This is a genomic window from Allostreptomyces psammosilenae (assembly GCF_013407765.1).
Lineage (GTDB): Bacteria > Actinomycetota > Actinomycetes > Streptomycetales > Streptomycetaceae > Allostreptomyces > Allostreptomyces psammosilenae.
The window spans coordinates 4,433,768-4,454,263 of the sequence record NZ_JACBZD010000001.1 but is presented as its reverse complement, the minus strand read 5'-3'; the positions used below and the strand labels follow the sequence as shown (position 1 = coordinate 4,454,263).

18 protein-coding genes are annotated in these 20,496 nt (G+C 74.0%); 6 read left to right on the top strand and 12 right to left on the bottom strand.

Annotation, left to right across the window (positions count from 1 at the left end; translation table 11 throughout):
- Positions 1–44 precede the first annotated feature (44 nt).
- The 6 genes from FHU37_RS18385 to dusB all read right to left on the bottom strand — a co-directional run bounded on the left by FHU37_RS18385 (position 45) and on the right by dusB (position 9,526).
- Positions 45–263, bottom strand: a complete 219-nt coding sequence (locus FHU37_RS18385) for a DUF2191 domain-containing protein (protein ID WP_179815241.1) — start codon at positions 261–263, stop codon at positions 45–47.
- 69 nt (positions 264–332) lie between these two features.
- A complete protein-coding gene (locus FHU37_RS18380) occupies positions 333–1,679 on the bottom strand; it encodes a DUF6986 family protein (RefSeq protein WP_179815240.1) in 1,347 nt (448 codons plus the stop codon).
- Positions 1,680–1,804: 125 nt separating this feature from the next.
- Positions 1,805–2,317: a GNAT family N-acetyltransferase gene (locus tag FHU37_RS18375; RefSeq protein ID WP_179815239.1), complete on the bottom strand. Its 513-nt coding sequence runs from the start codon at positions 2,315–2,317 to the stop codon at positions 1,805–1,807.
- Positions 2,318–2,424: 107 nt separating this feature from the next.
- Positions 2,425–3,753, bottom strand: a complete 1,329-nt coding sequence (locus tag FHU37_RS18370; protein WP_312892661.1) for a deoxyguanosinetriphosphate triphosphohydrolase — start codon at positions 3,751–3,753, stop codon at positions 2,425–2,427.
- A gap of 1,186 nt (positions 3,754–4,939) precedes the next feature.
- The gene (locus FHU37_RS18365) at positions 4,940–7,867 is read right to left on the bottom strand and encodes a pyruvate, phosphate dikinase (protein WP_218904632.1); all 2,928 of its coding nucleotides are present in this window, start codon (positions 7,865–7,867) and stop codon (positions 4,940–4,942) included.
- 417 nt (positions 7,868–8,284) lie between these two features.
- Positions 8,285–9,526 carry a tRNA dihydrouridine synthase DusB gene (gene dusB / locus FHU37_RS18360; RefSeq protein WP_179815238.1) on the bottom strand — a complete coding sequence of 414 codons (1,242 nt, stop codon included), beginning with the start codon at positions 9,524–9,526 and terminating at the stop codon, positions 8,285–8,287.
- A 227-nt stretch (positions 9,527–9,753) separates the two neighbouring features.
- Between dusB and FHU37_RS18355 the strand changes: the two genes are divergently transcribed.
- The 3 genes from FHU37_RS18355 (at position 9,754) to ybiA (ending at position 11,056) form a co-directional block, all read left to right on the top strand.
- Positions 9,754–10,026, top strand: a complete 273-nt coding sequence (locus FHU37_RS18355; protein ID WP_179815237.1) for a hypothetical protein — start codon at positions 9,754–9,756, stop codon at positions 10,024–10,026.
- Positions 10,023–10,397 (top strand): hypothetical protein, encoded by a 375-nt coding sequence (locus tag FHU37_RS18350; protein WP_179815236.1) that lies wholly within the window; start codon positions 10,023–10,025, stop codon positions 10,395–10,397. Before FHU37_RS18355 ends, FHU37_RS18350 begins: the two co-directional genes overlap by 4 nt.
- 92 nt (positions 10,398–10,489) lie before the next feature.
- Positions 10,490–11,056 carry a riboflavin biosynthesis intermediates N-glycosidase gene (ybiA, locus tag FHU37_RS18345; RefSeq protein WP_179815235.1) on the top strand — a complete coding sequence of 189 codons (567 nt, stop codon included), beginning with the start codon at positions 10,490–10,492 and terminating at the stop codon, positions 11,054–11,056.
- Between the two features lie 100 nt (positions 11,057–11,156).
- Here the strand turns inward: ybiA and FHU37_RS18340 are convergent, their stop codons facing one another.
- Positions 11,157–12,539, bottom strand: a complete 1,383-nt coding sequence (locus tag FHU37_RS18340) for a glycine--tRNA ligase (protein ID WP_179815234.1) — start codon at positions 12,537–12,539, stop codon at positions 11,157–11,159.
- A 299-nt stretch (positions 12,540–12,838) separates the two neighbouring features.
- Here FHU37_RS18340 and FHU37_RS18335 point away from each other — a divergent pair, with 299 nt between their 5' ends.
- From FHU37_RS18335 to FHU37_RS18325, 3 genes are all read left to right on the top strand, one after another.
- Positions 12,839–13,720, top strand: coding sequence for a metal ABC transporter ATP-binding protein (locus FHU37_RS18335; RefSeq protein WP_179815233.1), 882 nt, complete (start codon positions 12,839–12,841; stop codon positions 13,718–13,720).
- Between the two features lie 8 nt (positions 13,721–13,728).
- Positions 13,729–14,751, top strand: coding sequence for a metal ABC transporter permease (locus FHU37_RS18330; RefSeq protein ID WP_179816371.1), 1,023 nt, complete (start codon positions 13,729–13,731; stop codon positions 14,749–14,751).
- A 92-nt stretch (positions 14,752–14,843) separates the two neighbouring features.
- Positions 14,844–15,254 (top strand): Fur family transcriptional regulator, encoded by a 411-nt coding sequence (locus FHU37_RS18325; RefSeq protein WP_179815232.1) that lies wholly within the window; start codon positions 14,844–14,846, stop codon positions 15,252–15,254.
- Positions 15,255–15,388: 134 nt separating this feature from the next.
- Here FHU37_RS18325 and FHU37_RS18320 read toward each other — a convergent pair whose 3' ends face one another.
- The 5 genes from FHU37_RS18320 to FHU37_RS18300 all read right to left on the bottom strand — a co-directional run bounded on the left by FHU37_RS18320 (position 15,389) and on the right by FHU37_RS18300 (position 20,469).
- Entirely contained in the window at positions 15,389–16,225 is an 837-nt protein-coding gene (locus tag FHU37_RS18320; protein ID WP_179815231.1) for an isoprenyl transferase, read from the bottom strand.
- Between the two features lie 2 nt (positions 16,226–16,227).
- Positions 16,228–16,974 (bottom strand): DNA repair protein RecO, encoded by a 747-nt coding sequence (recO, locus tag FHU37_RS18315; protein WP_179815230.1) that lies wholly within the window; start codon positions 16,972–16,974, stop codon positions 16,228–16,230.
- Positions 16,975–17,026: 52 nt separating this feature from the next.
- Positions 17,027–17,695 carry a TerB family tellurite resistance protein gene (locus FHU37_RS18310; protein ID WP_179815229.1) on the bottom strand — a complete coding sequence of 223 codons (669 nt, stop codon included), beginning with the start codon at positions 17,693–17,695 and terminating at the stop codon, positions 17,027–17,029.
- Between the two features lie 222 nt (positions 17,696–17,917).
- Positions 17,918–19,768 (bottom strand): 2-isopropylmalate synthase, encoded by a 1,851-nt coding sequence (gene leuA / locus FHU37_RS18305; RefSeq protein ID WP_179815228.1) that lies wholly within the window; start codon positions 19,766–19,768, stop codon positions 17,918–17,920.
- 335 nt (positions 19,769–20,103) lie between these two features.
- The gene (locus FHU37_RS18300; protein ID WP_179815227.1) at positions 20,104–20,469 is read right to left on the bottom strand and encodes a DUF488 domain-containing protein; all 366 of its coding nucleotides are present in this window, start codon (positions 20,467–20,469) and stop codon (positions 20,104–20,106) included.
- Between the last annotated feature and the right edge of the window lie 27 nt (positions 20,470–20,496).

Below are 20,496 nucleotides of genomic sequence, written 5' to 3'. Positions count from 1 at the left end.
GCCCCTCCCGCGGGGGTGCCGGGAGGGGCGCCGCGCCGCCGCCGTCACGCCCGGGGCGCCGCCGGTCCCCGCGGCTCACGCGTGCCGTGGGGGTCGCCGGCCGTCCGGTGGCCGGCCGCGGCCTCCTCCGCGAGGCGGCGCCGGCGGTCCGCGCAGGTCAGTCGTAGGGCCGTGTTGATGGTGTCCTGGGGCGTCTCGGTGCCGAGCAGGTCGCCCGCGGCGGTGAGGGCGGCGTCGTCGACATCGATCCACAGTTGACTCACTTCAGGTCCTCCCGCACAAGGACTGGGACGCTGTGTGATCATTCGTGTACAGGATACGCCCATCCGCGGTCAGGTCACCGACCGTCCCGCCATCCGGTCCAGGTCCGTCCGGGCCAGCCCGGTGGGGCCGGTGACCTCGTCCTCGTCCAGGGCGCCGCAGTCCACGCCGCGGAGCAGGAAGCCGGCGAGGGCCCTGGCGGTGGCCGGCTCGTCCAGCACGCCGCCCCCGGCGCCGCGACGGTAGGCGGCCAGGCGGTCCACCGCCGCGGGCAGGCCCTCGCGGTAGAAGGTGTACACGGCGGCGTAGCGGGTGGGCAGCTGGGCGGGGTGCATGTCCCAGCCCTGGTAGTAGGCGCGGGCCAGGGAGCGGCGGACCAGCCGGTGGTGCAGTCGCCAGGCGGCGTGCACGGCCTCGGTGTCACCGACCGGGACGACGTTGCTGGAGCCGTCGCTGACCCGCACGCCGGTACCGGCGGCGGCGAGCTGCATGACGGCCTTGGCGTGGTCGGCGGCCGGGTGGTCGAGGGACTGGTGGGCGGCGGCCACGCCGAGCGAGGCGCTGTAGTCGTAGGTGCCGTAGTGCAGGCCGGTGATCCGGCCGGCGCCGGCGGTCAGCAGACGGGCGACGGTGGCCCGGCCGTCCGCGCCCAGGATGGCCTGCGGGGTCTCCACCTGGACCTCGAAGCGCAGCGCCCCGGCGGGGAGGTGGTGCGCCCGCTCGATCGCGGCCAGGGCGGTGACGAAGGCGGTGACCTGCTGCGGGTAGGTGACCTTGGGGAGGGTGAGGAGCAGGCCGCCGGGCGCGGCGCCCGGATGCTCCGGATCGCCCCCGGGCGGGGCGCCGAGCAGGCCGGCGTCGACCAGGGCGGCCACGAAGCGGTCCAGGGTGCGCAGCGCGCGGGCGCGCACCGGGGCCTCCAGGCACTTGGTCCGGATGCCGGCCCAGGGGGTGGCGGTGCCGGCGCGGCGGTCGTCGGCGAGGGCGGCGACGGCCGCGTCGAGGTGGGCGTCCTCCTCGGCGTCGGAGCGCACGCCGTAGCCGTCCTCGAAGTCGATCCGCAGGTCCTCGACGGGCTCGCGCTCCAGCTTGGCGCGGACGCGCCGGTGGACCTCGTCGGCGAGGGCGGCGGGGGTGCCGAGGACGTCGGCGAGCGCGGCGGCGTCGGGGGCGTGCCGGTCCAGCGCCTCCAGCGCGCGCTCGCCCCAGGCGCGGGCGGTGCCCGGGGCGAGTCGGTCGGCGGGCACGTAGACGGTGTGGACGGGGCGCCGGCCGGCCGGGTCGCCGGGGTAGCGGCCGGCGAGCTCCGCGTCCACGGGGGCGAGGTCCCGGTCGATGGCGGCGAGGAGTTCGGGGGTGAGGGCGCCGGTGGCGGCCGGTTCCGCCCCCGCCGCCGTCCGAGCCGTCTGACCGGCCATGCCGTGGACCTCCCGAATGCCGAGCCAAAAAGCTTTCGCCATGCGAAAGGACGTTTCCGCCCATCCGTTCCGGCGAAGCTATCCGCGGCCGGGGAGCCGGTCAAGAGCGCCCTCGACCGGGGCGGTCAGCCCACCGGGACGACGCGGACGAAGACGTAGTGCGGGCCGCTCGGCTCGATCGTGAACTGCTCGCCGACGGCCCGGAAACCGAGGTGCTCGTAGAAGCCTCGGGCCGAGACCCGGCCGTTGCACCAGATCACCGCGGCCTTGGAACCGCCCTCCGCGGCCCTGCGCAGCACCTCCTCGGTGGCCGTGGCCAGCAGCCGGCCGCCGTACCCCTGGCCCCGCACCTCGGGGGCGGTGCCCATGCCGCGGAAGCGGTAGCCGAGCGCAGCCGCGGGGTCGGCCCCGCCGGCGTCGAGGCCCGCCCCGGCGGCGGCCCGCAGATCCTCGGGCAGCGCCTCGGGGAAGAAGGTGACGCAGCCGACGACGGCACCGGAGGAGTCGCGGGCGGCGACGTGGAAGGCCTCCGGCAGCTCGTCCTCCGGGTAGAGGGCGGTCTCGGCGGGCAGGCCGGGGCGGAGCACGGCGTGGCGGACGGCGAATATCTCGTCGCGGCTGGCGAGGGCGGTGGTCATCGGCGGCGTTCTCCCTTAACCGAGCAGTCCGGGGTTGCGGCGTTCCGCGCCCGGGGCGTGCCTGGGATGGCGGCCCGACACAGTGGCCGGCGCGACAGGGTGGCGGTTCAGCCGACCAGCGTGCGGTGCAGGGCGAGCGCGGAGGTGTCGGTCAGCGAGGCTATCTGGTCGACCACGGCACGCAGCCGCGCGGCGTCGTCGGGCGCCTCCTGGAACAGCGGCCGGTGCAGGTCGTCGAGGGCCAGCGGCGCGCGCCGCCACAGCGCGTCGGCGAGTTCGGCGATCACCTGGCGCTGCCGCGCGCGGCGTCGTTCCTGGTCGTCGCGCTGGATGACGTAGCGGTCGGCCACCGCCTTGAGCAGCGCCACCTCGGCGCGGATCTCCGGCGGGACCACCAGGTCCGCCCCGTGCCGGGTGAGCGGGCCGGGCCCGTGGCGCTGCCGGGTGGCCTGCTCCGCGGCGATGGCGAACCGCCCGATGAGCTGGCTGGCCGCGTCCTTCAGCCGGGCCCGGCCGGCCGCCGCCCCGTCGTGGCCCCGCGGCCAGTACTCCTGGGCGGCCAGCCGGCGCAGCGCCTCGGCGTACGCCTCCGGGTCGGTGGGCGCGCCACCGGGGGCGCCGCCGGCGCCGACGGTCGGATCCACGGCGCCGGGGGCGGCCTGGCGGCGCGCGGCGAGGGCGAACAGGGCGGCGGACTCGGTGGGGTCGTGCAGCTGCTCGATGGTGAGGTAACCGGCGTGCAGGCCGTCCTCGAAGTCGTGCACCGAGTAGGCGACGTCGTCCGCCCAGTCCATGACCTGGGCCTCCAGACACCGGCGCCCGGGCACGGGGACGCCGGCCGGGCCGGACGCGGGCGCGGGTTGGCGGACCCAGGCGAAGACGTCGATGTCGTCCGCGTAGACCCCGTACTTGGGGGAGGCCGGGTCGGTGGGGTGGCCCCCGCGCGGCCACGGGTACTTGGTGGCGGCGTCGAGCGCCGCGCGGGTGAGGTTGAGCCCCACGCTGCGCGGGCCGATCGGGGAGTCGGCGGGGGCGAACCGCTTGGGTTCGAGCCGGGTGAGCAGCCGCAGGCTCTGCGCGTTGCCCTCGAACCCGCCGCAGGGGGCGGCGACGGCGTCCAGCGCCGCCTCGCCGTTGTGCCCGAAGGGGGGATGGCCGAGGTCGTGCGCGAGGCAGGCGGCCTCCACCAGGTCGGGGTCGCAGCCGAGGGCGGCGCCGAGCTCCCGGCCGATCTGGGCGCACTCCAGGGAGTGGGTGAGCCGGGTGCGCGGGAAGTCGCTCTCCCAGGGCGCCACCACCTGCGTCTTCGCCGCGAGGCGGCGCAGGGCGGCGGAGTGCAGGACGCGGGCGCGGTCACGCTGGAAGGCGGTGCGGCCGGGCCGCTTGTCCGGCTCGGGGACCCACCGCGCCACGTCGTGCTCGGTGTAGCCGGCCACAGCTCCTCCTCCCGGCTCCTCCCGCGCTGGTGGGGCCCACCCCGCGGTGGATCGATCGTACGGCGCGGGCCAGCGGCCGTCAGCGGATGGCCCCGGCCGGGGCGGCGCGGCGGCGCTGGTCGTCGCCCGGACTCCGCTCGGGCGTCCGCCGCCCGGGGCGGCGTGATCCGGCCAAGCAGGCGGTTCTCCATTTCGTATCCCACGCGTAACAGAACTGACGCTGCTGGGAAACGTCGCCGTTCCATTCTCCGAGACGAGCCGACGACGACGTACGGCCGGTGCCGGCGCCGTGGCGTCCGCGAGGCACCTCCGGCGTCAGTGGGGCGGGGCTTCCCGCGCCCCGGCCCCGAGGTCGGCGCCGCCGTCGGCCGCGCATCTGCGAGCGCGGCCGGCGGCTTGTCCGGGCTCCCCGCCCCTCGACTGCAGGCTCGGCGCCCTTCTCCCCCGCGCTCCGCACCCTCCGCTCCGCGCTTCGCGCGCTCTTCCCCCGGCTCACCCCGCCGCATCCCGGCATCCCGGCATCCCACCCCGCCGACCTGCCCCGCCCTGAGCGGGCCACGGCCCGTCAGCAGCCGGAGCGCGCGCCTGGCCCCACGGGCGGTCAGCCCACACCGGGAGTGGTCGAGCCGGTTATCCACAGGCCGGAAGAGGGGACTCCCGCCGCCTCGCACTCCCATGAGAATCTTGAATCAGGGGGTCCCCCAAGGCCCTCCGCATACGCGCGCCCTGAGTTATCCACAGGCGGGAGAAGGGGTCTTCCGGCGCGCCGAGCCGCCGTGGGAATGTTGAATCAGGGGGTCCCCCAAGGCCCTCCGCATTGGCGTGCCGTGAGTTGTCCACAGGCGAAAAAAGAGGGCTCCCGCCGCAACTCTTCCTCATGAGAATCTTGAATCGGGGGGTCCCCCGAGCCAATTGCGAGGGCTTGTCATGGGGCTTTGCATGGGCATGCCTTTACATGGGCATGCCCCGAGTTATCCACAGGGCGGCAGTCGGGCCTTTCGGAGTTCCTCGGATCTGTGGGAACGTCGAAATCGACGGCGACGGAGGGGGAGCGGAAATGAACACGGTCAGCGAATCCCGCGGCGGCTCCCTCCCGGCCATCGGTGGCCGGGAGGGAGCGGGCAGCGGTGGGGGCCGGCGGCGGCCGGCCCCCACCCGGCCCGGGACGGGCCCGCGTCCGGGTGCTCTAGGCGGTCGTCACCCGCTCGGCCGCGAGGCCGACCGCGGCGGCGGCCCTCCGTTCCGCGAGCGCCGCCCGGCCGGCCTCCAGGCGGGCCACCGGCACGCGGAACGGCGAGCAGGAGACGTAGTCCAGGCCCGCCTCGTGGAAGAAGTGCACGGAGTCCGGGTCGCCCCCGTGCTCGCCGCACACGCCCAGCTTCAGGTCCGGCCGGGTGGCCCGGCCGTCCCGCGCGGCCCGGCGGACCAGCGCCCCGACACCGTCCCGGTCGATCGTCTCGAACGGCGAGACGCCGAATATGCCCTTCTCCAGGTAGGCGGTGAAGAAGGACGCCTCCACGTCGTCCCGGGAGAAGCCCCACACCGTCTGGGTGAGGTCGTTGGTGCCGAAGGAGAAGAAGTCGGCCGCCTCCGCGATCTGGCCGGCCGTCAGCGCCGCCCGCGGCAGCTCGATCATGGTGCCGAGCGCCACCTCCAGCTCCTCGCCGGTGGCGGCCCGCACCTCGGCGAGCACCGCCTCGGCCTCCTCGCGCACGATCTCCAGCTCCTGCACGGTGCCCACGAGCGGGATCATCACCTCGGCCCGCGGCCGGCCGCCCTCGCGGACGTGCTCGGCCGCCGCCTCCGCGACCGCCCGCACCTGCATGGCGAACAGCCCGGGCACCACCAGGCCCAGCCGCACGCCGCGCAGCCCCAGCATCGGGTTCTGCTCGTGCAGCCGGTGCACGGCCTGGAGCAGCCGCAGGTCGTTCTCCTGCGGTTCCCGGCGCGCCTCGGCCAGCGCCACCCGCACGGACAGGTCGGTGATGTCCGGCAGGAACTCGTGCAGCGGCGGGTCCAGCAGCCGGATGGTGACCGGCAGGCCGTCCATGGCGCGGAACAGCCCACGGAAGTCCTCGCGCTGCAACGGGCGCAGCGCCTCCAGGGCGGCGGCGCGTTCCTCGTCACCGTCCGCCAGGATCAGCTGTTCCACGAGCTCCCGACGCTCGCCGAGGAACATGTGCTCGGTGCGGCACAGGCCGATGCCCTGGGCGCCGAAGCGGCGGGCGCGGGCGGCGTCCTCGGCGGTGTCGGCGTTGGCGCGCACGGCCAGGCGGCGCACCGCGTCGGCGTGGTTCATGATCCGGTGCACGGCGGTGACGAGTTCGTCCGCGACCGGCTGGTCCGCGCCGGGGTCGACGGCGGATCCGGTGGTGGGCCCGGTGACGCCCGCGGTCGCGGGGCCGGCCTCCGGGCCCGCGACGGGGGTCTGCTCGGGCAGGCGGATCCGGCCCTCGAAGTACTCCACGACCGGCGAGGCGACCACGGGCACCCGGCCGAGGTAGACCTTGCCGGTGGAGCCGTCGATGGAGACCAGGTCGCCCTCCTCGACGACGATCCCGCCGGGGGCGGTGAAGCGCCGGCGCTTGGTGTCCACCTCCAGTTCCTCGGCGCCGCAGACACAGGTCTTGCCCATGCCGCGGGCCACCACGGCGGCGTGCGAGGTCTTCCCGCCGCGGCTGGTCAGGATGCCCTCGGCGGCGATCATGCCGTCCAGGTCGTCCGGGTTGGTCTCCCGGCGGATCAGGATGACCTTCTCTCCCGAGCGGGACCACTTGACCGCCGTGTAGGAGTCGAAGACGGCCTTGCCCACGGCCGCGCCGGGCGAGGCGGCGATGCCCCAGGCGATCCGCGGGTGCTTGGCCTCGCCCCCGTGTTCGGCCAATGCGGCGAGGTCGAAGCGCGGGAACATCAGCTGGGCCAGTTGCGCGCCGTTGACCCGGGTCAGCGCCTCGTCCATGTCGATCAGGCCCTGGTCGACGAGCTGCGTGGCGATCCGGAAGGCGGCGCCGGCGGTGCGCTTGCCCACCCGGGTCTGCAGCATCCACAGCTTGCCGCGTTCGATGGTGAACTCGATGTCACACAGGTCGCGGTAGTGGTTCTCCAGGGTCTCCATGATGGAGAGCAGCTGGTCGTAGCTGGCGGGGTCGATGTGCTCCAGCTCGGCCAGCGGCACGGTGTTGCGGATGCCGGCGACGACGTCCTCGCCCTGGGCGTTGGCCAGGTAGTCGCCGTAGACGCCCTGGTGGCCGCTGGCGGGGTCGCGGGTGAAGGCCACGCCGGTGCCGGAGTCCGGGCCGAGGTTGCCGAACACCATGGAGCAGACGTTGACGGCGGTGCCGAGGTCGCCGGGGATGCGCTCCTGGCGGCGGTAGAGGCGGGCGCGGTCGCCGTTCCAGGAGTCGAAGACGGCCCTGATGGCGAGGTCCATCTGCTCGCGCGGGTCCTGGGGGAACTCGCGCCCGGCCTCGCGGCGGACGATCTCCTTGAAGACCTCCACGAGCGCGCGCAGGTCCTCGGCGTCCAGGTCGAGGTCGTCGGCGGCGCCCTTGGCGAGCTTGGCGTCGTCGATGGCGTCCTCGAAGAGTTCGCCGTCGACGCCGAGGACGGTCCTGCCGAACATCTGGATGAGCCGGCGGTAGGAGTCCCAGGCGAAGCGCTCGGCGGCGGCCTCGCCGCCGGCGGGCTGCCCGGCCGCGGCCCGCCGCGCCAGGCCCCGCACGGACCGGTCGCCGAGGCCGATGTTGAGGACGGTGTCCATCATGCCCGGCATGGAGAACTTGGCCCCGGAGCGGACGGACACCAGCAGCGGGTCGTCCTCCTGGCCGAGCCGCCGGCCCATGGTGGCCTCCAGGGTGGCGAGGTGCGCACTCACCTCGTCACGCAGGGAGGGGGGTTCGGCGCCGTCCGCCAGGTAGGCGCGGCACGCCTCGGTGGTGATGGTGAAGCCGGGAGGGACCGGCAGGCCGAGGTTGGTCATCTCGGCGAGGTTCGCACCCTTCCCGCCGAGCAGGTCCTTGAGGTCCTTGTTTCCCTCCGAGAAGTCGTAGACGAACTTGAGGGGGGTGTTCGTCTGGTCTTTCGGGTTGCCTGAGGTGATCGGGTGAGAGTCCAGCACGGGTCTTTCTCCTCGCGCACAACTGCCCTGACGGCGGGGAGCGTACCCAGATCGAGGGCGGGGCAAGGTGATCGATATCTCCGAAACCACCCCTTGCTCTCGCGATTCACCCAGTGATCAAAGGCTAGGAGGTAAAGAGCCCTTTACTTCGGAGGGATCGCTCTGTTTCCGCGCTTCTTCGGGACTTGAACATGGCCGTCCGCGGCCACCGCCCCCGACCCCGATCGACCGCCGCCTCCCGGGGCCGCCGAGCGGAGGGCTCGTCGGTGGCGTGTACAAGGATTGGCCGCAGACAGCGTTGTCTCACCGGGGCGCCTTCGATCACGACGACGGGCGGGACGTTCCCCTCCCGGCCTCCGACCGTTCATCCGGGAGGGTCACAATCCATGCGAAAGTGACATAGATCACATCCGATCAGCCGCCGGACGTGTCCACTTCGGCACCCTCCGAAGCCGTCGCCCCGTCGTACGGGTCGGCCAGCCAGCCGTCGGGCAGCGCCACCCGCTTCTGCCCGGTGGTCCGCCCCCGCGGGCCCTCCGCACCGGCCGAGGGCCAGGGCTGGTCCAGGTCGAGTCGGCCGAGCTCGTCGGCCAGCTCGGTGAGGGAGGAGGTCATCGCCAGACGCTGCCGGGCCGCGGAGCCCACGGCGAAGCCCTTGGTGTACCAGGCGACGTGCTTGCGGAAGTCGACCACCCCGCGCGACTCGTCCCCGATCCACTCCCCCAGCAACCGGGCGTGGCGCAGCATGACGTCCGCCACCTCGCGCAGGGTGGGCCGCCAGTAGCCGGATCCGGCCGGCGAGGCCGTGCCGGAGGTCGGCTCGAAGACTTCCAGCAGGTCCCCGAAGAGCCACGGCCGGCCCTGGCAGCCGCGGCCGACCACCACCCCGTCGCAGCCGGTGGCGCGCATCATCCGCACCGCGTCGGCGGCCGACCAGATGTCCCCGTTGCCCAGCACCGGGATCTCCGGCACGGCCTCCTTCAGCCGGGCGATCGCCGTCCAGTCGGCCTGCCCGCCGTAGTGCTGGATGGCGGTCCGGCCGTGCAGGGCGATCGCGGCCACGCCCTCCTCGGCGGCGATCCGTCCGGCGTCGAGGTAGGTGAGGTGGTCGTCGTCGATGCCCTTGCGCATCTTCACGGTGACCGGCAGCGGTCCCGCGTTGCGCACGGCCTCCCGCAGCACCGCCCGGAACAGCGGACGCTTGTAGGGCAGCGCCGAGCCACCGCCCCGACGGGTGACCTTGGGCACCGGGCAGCCGAAGTTGAGGTCGATGTGGTCGGCGAGGTCCTCCTCGACGATCATCCGCACCGCCCGGCCCACCGTGGTCGGGTCCACGCCGTACAACTGGAGCGAGCGCGGCTTCTCGGTCGCGTCGAAGCGCACCAGGCGCATGGTCTTGGCGTCCCGCTCGACCAGCGCCCGGGTGGTGATCATCTCGCTGACGAACAGGCCGCGGCCGCCGCTGAACTCCCGGCACAGGGTGCGGAAGGGGGCGTTGGTGATCCCGGCCATCGGCGCCAGGACCACCGGCGGCCACACGGTCACCGGCTGCTCCCGGCCGAACTCCAACGGCCGGAACTCGCCCGGGCGGACGGCGGGCTCGCTGGGCCCGCCGGTGGCCGGGGCCGGCGCGGGCGTGGCGGCGGGGGTGGTCATGGCGTGGATCACCTCTGGGGCTGGGCCGGCTCCCGGTGTCCCGCGTCCGGCGGGGGCCGCGGGCGGGGCCGGGCGGAGGACGGGACGGGACGGCAGGGGTTGGGGACGGTTCGCGGGTCGGCCGGTGGACCGACCTCCCATTCTCCCGCACACCCGCGGTCACCCGGACGGATGAAGCCGGCGGGACTCCTCGGCGCGCGGCCGGCCGGCGCCGCATGCTCGAGGGCATGCGGTACGAACGGATCACCATCAGCGTCCCCACCGATGTGGCCGCCAAGGCCCAACGGGCCGCCGACGCCGGGCTGGTCGACTCGGTGTCCGGATACTTCACCGACCTGGCCAACCGGGAGCCGGACTGGGCCGAGGCACGTGCCGCCCTGAGCGAGATGCTGGACGAGGTCGGCGGGGTGTCCCCGGAGGCCGACAGCTGGGCGCGCGGCATCCTGGGGCTGGACGAGGCGCTGGTGCCGCTGTCACCGCCGGCGGAGGGAGCCGCGTGAGGAACGTCGTCCTGGACTCCGGAGCGCTGTTCGCCCTCGAATGCCGGGACGACCACATGCTGGCGCTCGCGGCCAACCTGGTGTGGAACCGGATGCGGGCCTACGTCCCGGCGGGGGTGGTCGCGCAGGTGTGGCGGGCGGACATCCGTCAGCCGATCGCGCGCCTGCTGCGGTCCGACGCCGTGCACGTCGACGTGCTCGACGAGCCGCTGGCCCGCCGGCTCGGCCTGGTGCTGGCCTCCACCCGCACCTCGGACGTGGTGCAGGCGCACGTGGCCCTGCTGGCGCGACGGCTGGACGCGCCGGTGTTCACCTCGGCACCGGAGGACATCCGGGCGCTGGACGCGACGCTGACCGTGGTGCGGGTGTGAGGGAAGCCGGCCAAGGCCCGCGGCCCGGTCCGGGAGGGCGGCCGGGGATATCCCGGATGACCGCGGTCGGCCGCGCGGCCGATACTGCCTGCATGACCGCCACCACGTTCCCGCACGACGTCGACGAGTTGATCCGCCGCCAGCAGGCCGGCGAACGGATCCGGTACCTGTTCTTCTGGGGTCACCAGCCGGCCCCGGACGGCTCCGTCGGCCGTGGCTGCCTGAGCCAGTGGTGGCCCTCCCCGTTCACCGTGGACGGCGTCACCTACGCCACCGCCGAGCACTGGATGATGGCCGGCAAGGCCCGCCTGTTCGGAGACGACGCCGCGCTCGCCGAGGTGCTGTCCGCCACGCACCCCAGCCAGGCCAAGGCCGCCGGCCGTCGGGTGCGCGGCTTCGACGACGAGACCTGGGCGGCGCACCGCATGGAGCTGGTGACGGCCGGCAACGTGGCGAAGTTCGCCAGCGACCCGGAGCTGACCCGCTATCTGCTCTCCACCGGGGACCGGGTGCTGGTCGAGGCCAGCCCCCGCGACCACATCTGGGGGATCGGGCTGGCCGCCACCGATCCGGCGGCCGAGGATCCCACCCGCTGGCGCGGCACGAACCTCCTGGGCTTCGCCCTGATGGCGGCCCGCGCCGTGCTGGCCGGCCGTTAACCCGGTACCCGCCAGGCGAAGGGCCGCGCCCCACCGTGCCGGACGGCTCGGTGGGGCGCGGTCACCCGGTCGACGCCACGGGGTGGTCGACCGGCGGGGGTCAGCAGCCGATCAGGCGCCCGGCGAGGTAGCCCTCGATCTGGTCCAGGGAGACCCGCTCCTGCCGCATCGAGTCACGCTCGCGCACCGTCACTGCGTTGTCGTCGAGGGTGTCGAAGTCGACGGTGACGCAGAACGGCGTGCCGATCTCGTCCTGGCGGCGGTAGCGGCGGCCGATCGCGCCCGCGTCGTCGAACTCCACGTTCCAGTGCTTGCGCAGGTCGGCGGCGAGGCCACGGGCCTTCGGGGAGAGGGCGGGGTTGCGGGACAGCGGCAGCACGGCGACCTTCACCGGGGCCAGCCGCGGGTCCAGCCGCATCACGGTGCGCTTCTCCATCTGGCCCTTCGCGTTGGGCGCCTCGTCCTCGGTGTAGGCGTCCAGCATGAAGGCCAGCATGGCGCGGTTGACGCCCGCCGCCGGCTCGATGACGTACGGGAACCAGCGCTCGCCGACCTCCTGGTCGAAGTACGACAGGTCCTGGCCGGAGTGCTTGGCGTGCTGGGAGAGGTCGTAGTCGGTGCGGTTGGCCACGCCCTCCAGCTCGGAGAACTCCGACCCGCCGAAGTTGAAGCGGTACTCGATGTCCACCGTGCGCTTGGAGTAGTGGGACAGCTTCTCCTTGGGGTGCTCGAAGAAGCGGATGTTCTCCTCGCGCATGCCCAGGCCCAGGTACCAGTTCCAGCGCTCCTGGAGCCAGTACTCGTGCCACTTCTCGTCCTCGCCCGGCTTGACGAAGAACTCCATCTCCATCTGCTCGAACTCGCGGGTGCGGAAGATGAAGTTGCCCGGGGTGATCTCGTTGCGGAACGACTTGCCGGTCTGCGCGATGCCGAACGGCGGCTTCTTCCGCGAGGTCTGCTGCACCGCGGCGAAGTTCACGAAGATGCCCTGGGCGGTCTCCGGCCGCAGGTAGGTCAGGCCGCCGGAGTCCTGGGTGACGCCGAGGTGGGTGCTGAGCAGGCCGGAGAACTGCTTGGGCTCGGTGAAGGCGCCCTTGGTGCCGCAGTGCGGACAGTTGATGTCCGCCAGGCCGTTCTCCGGGAGGCGGCCGTGCTTGGCCTCGTAGGCCTCCTCCAGGTGGTCGGCACGGAAGCGCTTGTGGCAGGAGGTGCACTCGGTCAGCGGGTCGGTGAAGGTGGCGACGTGGCCGGATGCCTCCCACACCTCCCGCGCCAGGATCACCGAGGAGTCGATGCCGACGACGTCCTCCCGGGAGGTCACCATCGAACGCCACCACTGGCGCTTGATGTTCTCCTTCAGCTCCACGCCGAGCGGCCCGTAATCCCAGGCGGCGCGCTGCCCACCGTAGATCTCGCTACAGGGGTAGACGAAGCCACGGCGCTTGCTCAGGCTGACGATGGTGTCGATCTTGTCGGCGGCCACAGTGCTCTCTTCAGTGCGACGAAGCGGTCAGTGACGTGCTGCTGCGGGGCCCGGCCGCGAGCGCCGCTGCGGCGCCCGCCGGGTCGGACGGCGTGAGCGAACACCTCAGATTACCGGCGGCGCCCACCGCACTCACAAATCCGTATCGGCATTGCTCTCCCGCCCGCGCGAGCGGGCCTCGGCGTGGTCGGCCGCACACCCGAGCAAATTGACAATCATTTCCGACAATGCGGACAATGGCTCGTACGAGCAAACGTACGAAACCCACCCGGAACCCGGTCGGAGGGACGAGTAGGCACATGCAGCCCGACCAGCACCACGGCGCCACGCCGCCGCACGGCAAGCCCGGCACGCCCGGCCCCGCGCCCGAGGGCCCCGGAGCCCCCGCCGGCACGGGCGTCCCGGTGATCTCGCTGACCGGCGCCCGGGCCCAGCTCGGCGGCAAGCCGGTGCTGCGGGACGTCGACCTGACCGTGCGGTCGGGCGAGGTCGTCGCGGTGCTCGGGGCCAACGGCTCCGGCAAGTCCACCACGGTGCGGGCCGTGGTCGGCCTGGTCCCATTGAGCGCCGGCCGGCTGGAGCTGTTCGGCACGCCCCTGGCCCGGTTCCGCGCCTGGCACCGGATCGGCTACGTCCCCCAGCGCACCACCGCGCACAGCGCCGTCCCGTCCTCGGTGCGCGAGGTGGTGGCCGCCGGCCGCCTCGCCCGGCACCGCCTGGGCCCGCTGCGCCGCCGCGACCGGGCGGCCGTGGACCGCGCGCTGGAGACCGTGGGCATGCTGGAACGCGCCCGCGACGGCGTCGCCACGCTCTCCGGCGGACAGCAGCAGCGGGTGCTGATCGCCCGCGCCCTGGCCGGCGAACCCGACCTGCTGATCATGGACGAGCCGATGGCCGGCGTCGACCTCGCCAACCAGCGGGTCCTCGCCGAGACGCTGCGCGGGCAGGTCGCCCAGGGCCGCACCGTGGTGCTGGTGCTGCACGAGCTCGGTCCGCTGGCCCCGCTCATCGACCGCGCGGTGGTGCTCGCGGACGGCCGCGTGGTGCACGACGGGCCGCCGCCCGAGCCCGTCGGGGAGCACGCGCTGCCCGGCCACGACCACGTCCACCCGCACGCCGGCGCCACCGCCGACGCCGCCGACCGCGCCGTCACCGGCGCCACCACCCCGGGGCTGCTGTGATCACCGAGATGCTGGACCTGGACTTCATGCGGCGCGCGCTGCTCGCCGCCGTGATCGTCGGCGTCGCCGCGCCGACCGTCGGCATCTACCTGGTGCAGCGCCGCCAGGCGATCCTGGGCGACGGCATCGGGCACGTGGCGCTGACCGGCGTCGCCGTCGGCTTCCTGACCGGCGCCAACCCCGTGTGGACCGCCGTGGTGGTCTCCGCGCTGGGCGCGGTGCTGATGGAGCTGATCCGCGAGCGCGGCAAGGCCAGCGGGGACGTCGCCCTGGCCCTGCTGTTCTACGGCGGCCTGTCCGGCGGCGTGATGCTGACCCACCTCTCCCCCGGCGGCAGCACCAGCAACCTCAACGCCTACCTCTTCGGCTCCATCACCACCGTCTCGCAGCAGGACATCGTCGCCATCGTGGCCCTGGCCGCCTTCGTGCTGGTGGTCGGCCTGGGCTGGCGCCGCCAGCTGTTCGCGCTCTGCCAGGACGAGGAGTTCGCCCGGGTCAGCGGGCTGCCGGTGCGGCTGCTGAACCTGTTGCTCGCGGTCACCGCCGCGGTCACCGTCACGGTCGCCATGCGGGTGGTCGGGCTGCTGCTGGTCAGCGCGCTGATGGTGGTCCCGGTGGCCACGGCGCAGACGGTCTCCCGGACCTTCCGGGCCACCCTGGGCCTGGCCATCGCGCTCGGTGTCACGGTGTCGTTCTCCGGCGTGGTCGTCTCCTACCAGGCCGACGTGCCGCCCGGCGCCAGCATCGTGCTGCTGGCCATCGGCGTCTTCCTGCTGATCACCGCGGTGGCCGGTCCGCTGGCCGCGCTGCGCGCCCGGCGGGCCGTCGCCCGGGGCGCGGGGGCGCACCCGCCCGCCGGCGCGGCGACGGCCCCGGGCGGGGCGGCCGGCGCCTCCGGCGGGACCACCGGGGCGCCGGCCGAGGAGGCCGCGCGGACGCCGGCCGGTGAGGCGGCCGGTGGGGCGCCCGGGACACCGCGGCGGAGCGGCGCGCCGGTCGGCCACACCACCCCGGCCAGGCGGCGCCCGTAAGACCCCGACGCGGCGTACACCCCTGGCACAATGGCCAGTGGCCTCGAACCCGAAAGGGCCCAGACCACCAGGACGACCGAGAAGGAGGAGCGGTGCCCACCGCCAACCCGCCCACGCGCGGACGGTCCACCCGCCAGCGCGCGGCCGTCGCAGCCGCACTGGAGGAGAGCGACGAGTTCCGCAGCGCGCAGGAGCTGCACGACCTGCTCAAGAGCCGCGGCGACTCCGTCGGCCTGACCACCGTCTACCGGACGCTGCAGAACCTGGCCGACGCCGGGGACGTCGACGTGCTGCGCACCTCCGAGGGCGAGGCGATGTACCGGCGGTGCAGCCAGGAGCACCACCACCACCTGATGTGCCGGCACTGCGGGCGCACCGTGGAGGTGGCCGGGCCCACCGTCGAGCGCTGGGCCGAGACGGTCGCCGCCGAGCACGGCTTCGTGAACGTCGCGCACACCGTGGAGATCTTCGGCACCTGCGCGGACTGCGCCGACAAGGACTGAGCCGACAAGGACCGGGCCGAAACAGGGGCCGCGCCGAACAGGACCGGCTCCACGGCGACCGAACCGGCCAACGGGCCGGTCACCCGGGTGCCCGCGCGCCCGCCCACGGCGGAGCGTGCGGGCACCGGCGCGTTCTAGGCGCGCGGCCCGGTCGGCTGGGGCAGCAGGAGCTCGTTGGGGATCGCCCCGCCGTAGCGGCGGTCCCGGGAGGCGAACAGCTCGATGGCGTGCCACAGGTGGCGGCGGTCGAAGTCCGGCCACAGCGTGTCCAGGAAGACCAGCTCGGCGTAGGCCAGCTGCCACAGCAGGTAGTTGGAGACCCGCTGCTCGCCGGAGGAGCGGACGAACAGGTCCACGTCCGGCATGGTCGGGTCGTACAGGTACCTGCCGACCGTCTTCTCGTCGATCTTCCGGGGGTCGAGCCGCCCCGCCTGGACGTCCGCCGCCATGGCCGCCGCGGCGTCGGCGAGCTCCGCCCGCCCGCCGTAGTTGACGCACATGTTCAGCGTGAGGCGGTCGTTGTCCTTGGTGAGCTCCTCGGCCTCCCGCAGGGCGTCGATCACGCTCCGCCACAGCCGGGGCGCCCGGCCGGACCAGCGCACCCGCACCCCGAGGTCGTTCAGCTCGTGCTGCCGCCGCTTGATCACCTCGACGTTGAACTTCATCAGGAAGCGCACCTCCTCGGGCGAGCGCTTCCAGTTCTCCGTGGAGAAGGCGTAGGCGGACAGGTACTTGACGCCGATCTCCAGCGCCCCCTCCAGGGTGTCCACCAGGGCGAACTCCCCCTGGCGGTGCCCCTCGGTGCGGGACAGCCCGCGGTCCTTGGCCCAGCGCCCGTTGCCGTCCATGATCACCGCGACGTGCGCGGGCACGAGCTCGGCCGGGAGCTCCGGGGGGCGCGCCCCGCTCGGGTGCGGACTCGGGTCCCGGTACTGGCGTCGGTTGCGTCCCAGCATCCCGCGACGTGCCATGGTTACTTCTCCACGTATCTCAGTGAGCGGAGCCCCCGCTCGAGGTGCCACTGGAGGTAGGCGGCGACCAGCCCGCTGCCCTCGCGGCAGTACCGCGGTTCCGCCGCGTCCGCCGCCGCCCAGTCGCCCGTGAGCAGGGCGCTCAGTAGTTGCATGGTCTGGGGTGCGGGCACCACCGAGCCGGGCGGCCGGCAGTCGAAGCACACGGCCCCGCCGGACGACACCGAGAAGAACCGGTTGGGCCCGGGCAGGCCGCAGCGCGCGCAGTCCTCGAAACTGGCGCTGAAACCCGCGACGGCCAGCGACCGTAGCAGGAACGCGTCCAGGACGAGCCGAGGGGCGTGCGTGGCCGAGGCCAGTGTGCGCAGCGCGCCGACGAGCAGCAGGTACTGCTGGACGGCCGGTTCCCCTTCGTTCTCGGTGAACCGCTCGGCCGTCTCCAGCATCGCCGTGCCGGCCGTGTATCGATCGTAGTCGTCCACGATCCCCCGCCCGTACGGCGCCAGCGTCTCCACCTGGGTGCACAGCGGCAGGTGCCGGCCGACCAGGTCTCCGCCGCGGCTGAAGAACTGCACGTCGACGTGGGAGAAGGGCTCCAGGCGGGCGCCGAACTTGGATTTGGTGCGGCGGACCCCTCGGGCCACCGCCCGCACCCGACCGTGCCCGCGGGTGAGCATCGTGATGATCCGGTCCGCCTCACCCAGCTTCTGGGTGCGGAGCACAACGCCCTCGTCGCGGAACAGAGTCATGGGGCCATTGTCCCGTATCCGGCGGGCGTCTCGTCCCGCGCGCCCGGCGGCTTCAGCCGCCGTGGCCGGCCCCGCCGCCCCGGCGGGTGTCGCCGGGCGGGCCGTCCGACGCGCGCGCCACCTCGGCGGTGATCCGCTCGACGTCCGGGGCGGTCAGGCCCAGGCGGTGGCCGACGGCGGCCAGCACCGCCCGCTCGGCCGGGGCGTAGGGCCCGTCGGCCAGCGCCACCCCGGCCGCGAGCCGCAGCAGCCGCTCGCGGCCCTGGGGGGCGAGGTGCCGGGCGACGGGTTCCAGGGCGTCCCGCAGCGGATCGGCCGGGGCGCCGGACGCCGGCGCCTCCCCGGAGGCCCGCGGGAAGTGGGGCGTCGCCCAGCCGTACTGGCGCAGCGCCGCGGCGGCCCGCTCCCGGCTGGCCGCGCCGGGCGGCCCGCCCGCGGTGAGCACGGCGGTCACCGCGGTGCGGGCGCCCTCGCGGAGCATCCCGGCCAGGGCGGCGGTGGTCGGCCGCTCCAGGACCTCCGGCTGGTGTGCGGTGTGGCAGGTCACGCACTCCACGACGGCCAGCCGGCCGGGCGAGGGCAGCAGCGGCAGGCCGCCGATGCCGTGCCAGCGGCGGCCGATCCGCTTGCGGTAGCGGCGGTCGCCGCCGCAGGACGGGCAGTAGAAGTCTCCGGAGGCGACCGTCCGGCCGCCGGTGCGCACATCGCCGATCAGCGGCATGCCGGCACTCCCCGCTTCGCCAGGCCGGCGACGACGGCGTCACCGGCGCGTTGCGGCGATGTTGCCACAGTGTGGCGGCGTCGTCACCCGTTCCGGCACGACCGTCCCCGGGGACCCTCCCGTCCCCGCAGACGCGGACGGGCCGCCCGGAGGGCCCGCACCCTCCGGACGGCCCGTGCCGTCACCGGCCGCCGCGCGGCCTGCTCCGCGGCTCCCCCGCGGTTACTTCGCGACCGCCGCGCCCTGCTCCGCCTCGGCGGCGGCCGGGCGGAAGGCCCGGTTCACGGCGCTGACGATGGCCTTCAGCGTGGCCCGTACCGTGTTGCCGTCCACGCCGACACCCCACAGCACCTTGTCACCCACGGCGCACTCCACGTAGGCGGCGGCCTGGGCGTCGCCGCCCGCGCTCAGCGCGTGCTCGGCGTAGTCCAGCACCCGCACGTCCACGTCGATGGCGGTCAGCGCGTCGACGAACGCGGAGACCGGCCCGTTGCCGGTGCCGCGCAGTTCGACCTCGGCGCCGTCCACCACCGCCTCGACGGTGAGCGCGTCACGGCCGTCGGCGGTGGCCAGGGTCTGGTGGCTGCGCAGCGCGACCCGTCCCCAGCGGTGCTCGGGGGTGGGCAGGTACTCGTCGCGGAAGGTCTCCCAGATCTGCGTCGGGGTAACCTCGCCGCCCTCGGCGTCGGTGTGCCGCTGGATGATCCGGGAGAACTCGATCTGCAGCCGGCGCGGCAGCTCCAGCTGGTGGTCGCTCTTGAGCACGTAGGCCACGCCGCCCTTGCCGGACTGGCTGTTCACCCGGATCACGGCCTCGTAGGAGCGGCCGACGTCCTTGGGGTCGATCGGCAGGTACGGCACCGCCCAGGGGTGCTCCTCCACCGGCACGCCGGCGTCGGCGGCGTCCTTGGCCAGCGCCTCGAAGCCCTTCTTGATGGCGTCCTGGTGCGAGCCGGAGAAGGCGGTGTAGACCAGGTCGCCCGCGTAGGGGTGGCGCGGGTGGATGTCCATCTGGTTGCAGTACTCGGCGGTGCGCCGGATCTCGTCGATCCGCGAGAAGTCGATCATCGGGTCGATGCCCTGGCTGAACAGGTTCATGCCCAGGGTGACCAGGTCCACGTTGCCGGTGCGCTCGCCCTGGCCGAACAGGCAGCCCTCGACGCGGTCGGCGCCGGCCATCACGCCCAGCTCCGCGGAGGCCACGCCGGTGCCCCGGTCGTTGTGCGGGTGGACGGACAGGCACACGTACTCGCGCCGGCTCAGGTTGCGGCTCATCCACTCGATCTGGTCGGCGTAGACGTTCGGCGTGGCGCGCTCCACGGTGGCCGGCAGGTTCAGGATGATCTCGCGCCCCGGGCCGGGCTGCCAGACGTCCATCACCGCCTCGCAGACCTCCAGCGCGAAGTCCAGCTCGGTGTCGATGAAGATCTCCGGCGAGTACTCGTAGCCGAAGACGGTCTCCTCGCCCAGCAGCTTGGCCGCGTAGTCCATCACGTGGCGGGTGCCGGCGACCGCGATCTCCTTGCACTGCTCGCGGTCCACGTTGAACACCACCCGCCGGAAGACCGGGGCGGTGGCGTTGTACAGGTGGACGGTGGCCCGCCGGGCGCCGACCAGCGACTCCACGGTGCGGGCGATCAGCTCCTCGCGGGCCTGTGTCAGCACCGAGATGGTGACGTCCTCCGGGATCGCCTCCGGGTCCTCGATGATCGAGCGGACGAAGTCGAAGTCGGTCTGGCTGGCGGAGGGGAAGCCGACCTCGATCTCCTTGTAGCCCATGCGGACCAGCAGGTCGAACATCTCGCGCTTGCGGGCCGGGCTCATCGGGTCGATCAGCGCCTGGTTGCCGTCCCGCAGGTCGGTGGACAGCCAGCGCGGCGCGGCGGTGATGGTGCGGGTCGGCCAGGTGCGGTCGGGCAGGTCCACGCCGCGGAAGGGCGCGTAGCGGCCGATCGGCATGCCGGAGGGGCGCTGCGCGACGGTGTCCCGGGTGACCGGGGTGGGGCGGCCGGCGATGGGGTGCGCGGCGTCGGCGGACGCGGCGGACGACGAGGGGGAGGAGGGGTTCGCCATGGGGATGTGGGCTCCTGGGTGCGGTTCGGATGACGCCCGGAGCCTGCTCGGCAGGCGCGCTCCCGCGTCACGGACGGGGGGACCTCCGGGTCGTCATGCGGCCGGCGGACGCCGAAATCGGCAGCACCTTCACCCCGCGGCGAGGGAGCCGGCCTCTACTGAAGGCCCTCGCCGCGGCAGCTAAGGAGGAGGAGTCCGTAACGCATGATGAAACGCACCCTAACCGAGGTGCCCGCGGCGGCGCACGGCGTGGCGTGGAGATCTCGCCCACTGAGACGCGGCCGGGGCCGGTCGGCGGGCTCGCCGGCAGGTGCCGGGGCGGCGCCTGAGGGGGATCAGCGCAGCACGTCGCGCAGCACCGCGGCGGAGCTGTGCGCGAGGTCCCGGGTGGCGGTGAGCAGGGTCACGCCGTCGCCGCTGGCCGCCGCCCGGCGCAGTTCGGCCAGCGCCGTGGCGTGCTCCTCGTCGGCCAGTTCGGCCCGGTAGCGCTCGGCGAACTCGGCGAACCGCTCGGGTGCGTGGCCGTACCAGCGGCGCAGTTCGGGCGAGGGGGCGACGTCCCTCAGCCAGCGGTCCCAGCCGGCCTCGTCCTTGGCCACGCCCCTGGGCCAGAGGCGGTCCACCAGCACGCGGTCGCCCTCGCCGGGCTCCGCCTCGTCGTAGACGCGCCGCAGCGCGACGCGCGGTGTGTGACCGGCCATGGCGGCACCTCCACCGGGAGGGGTGGC

Bases quoted from the DNA above. Each gene is read 5' to 3' on its own strand.
- FHU37_RS18335 (WP_179815233.1), top strand. From the start codon at position 12,839: ATGCAGCCCGACCAGCACCACGGCGCCACGCCGCCGCACGGCAAGCCC.
- FHU37_RS18320 (WP_179815231.1), bottom strand. From the start codon at position 16,225: ATGGCACGTCGCGGGATGCTGGGACGCAACCGACGCCAGTACCGGGAC.
- recO (WP_179815230.1), bottom strand. From the start codon at position 16,974: ATGACTCTGTTCCGCGACGAGGGCGTTGTGCTCCGCACCCAGAAGCTG.
- FHU37_RS18380 (WP_179815240.1), bottom strand. From the start codon at position 1,679: ATGGCCGGTCAGACGGCTCGGACGGCGGCGGGGGCGGAACCGGCCGCC.
- FHU37_RS18330 (WP_179816371.1), top strand. From the start codon at position 13,729: ATGCTGGACCTGGACTTCATGCGGCGCGCGCTGCTCGCCGCCGTGATC.
- leuA (WP_179815228.1), bottom strand. From the start codon at position 19,768: ATGGCGAACCCCTCCTCCCCCTCGTCGTCCGCCGCGTCCGCCGACGCC.
- dusB (WP_179815238.1), bottom strand. From the start codon at position 9,526: ATGACCACCCCCGCCGCCACGCCCGCGCCGGCCCCGGCCACCGGCGGG.
- FHU37_RS18310 (WP_179815229.1), bottom strand. From the start codon at position 17,695: ATGCCGCTGATCGGCGATGTGCGCACCGGCGGCCGGACGGTCGCCTCC.
- FHU37_RS18300 (WP_179815227.1), bottom strand. From the start codon at position 20,469: ATGGCCGGTCACACACCGCGCGTCGCGCTGCGGCGCGTCTACGACGAG.
- ybiA (WP_179815235.1), top strand. From the start codon at position 10,490: ATGACCGCCACCACGTTCCCGCACGACGTCGACGAGTTGATCCGCCGC.
- FHU37_RS18375 (WP_179815239.1), bottom strand. From the start codon at position 2,317: ATGACCACCGCCCTCGCCAGCCGCGACGAGATATTCGCCGTCCGCCAC.
- FHU37_RS18355 (WP_179815237.1), top strand. From the start codon at position 9,754: ATGCGGTACGAACGGATCACCATCAGCGTCCCCACCGATGTGGCCGCC.